Origin of the sequence: Intrasporangium chromatireducens Q5-1 (genome assembly GCF_000576575.1) — a bacterium.
Taxonomy (GTDB): Bacteria; Actinomycetota; Actinomycetes; order Actinomycetales; family Dermatophilaceae; genus Intrasporangium_A; species Intrasporangium_A chromatireducens.
In genome coordinates this window covers 1-404 of sequence record NZ_AWQS01000604.1, presented here as the reverse complement: position 1 = coordinate 404, position 404 = coordinate 1, and the positions used below count along the sequence as shown (strand labels likewise).

1 protein-coding gene and 1 pseudogene are annotated in these 404 nt (G+C 78.0%); both read left to right on the top strand.

Annotation, left to right across the window (positions count from 1 at the left end; genetic code table 11):
* Window positions 1-212, top strand: a pseudogene (locus N864_RS25385) (hypothetical protein); the annotation flags it as partial.
* On the top strand, window positions 209-404 hold a 196-nt coding region (locus N864_RS23075), incomplete at its 3' end, for a hypothetical protein (protein WP_034723149.1). The pseudogene N864_RS25385 and the gene N864_RS23075, both read left to right, overlap by 4 nt.

The window sequence follows — 404 nt, the reverse complement described above, 5'->3', positions numbered from 1 at the left end:
CCGGCGCCGCCCGCGACGCCGGTGGCGCCGGTGGCACTGCAGCCGCGCTCGTCGACGCGACGGGCCGGGGACGACTCCTGACCGCGGACAGCGACGTGTGGCGGCTGCTCGCCCTGACCGGCGGCCACCCGGTTGACGTGTTCGCCGAGCTGGAGAACGGCCAGCTCCGGCCCCTGTCGGCCTCGGTGGGCATCGAGGTGGTGAGCCTGTGAACGCCGCCGCGGCAGGATCCTTCGAGGACTGGTGGCGCGAAGTGCAGGCGGCGGCCCTCGTCGGCACGGCCCGACGCTCGGTCCCCACCCTGGCCGGCCTCGGGGCCCGCACCCCGGAACGGAGCGACGAGGCACTGCTCGCCGCGGCTGCCCTCGGCGGCGCGGCGGTCCGCGCCGGCCGTCGCGCCGAGT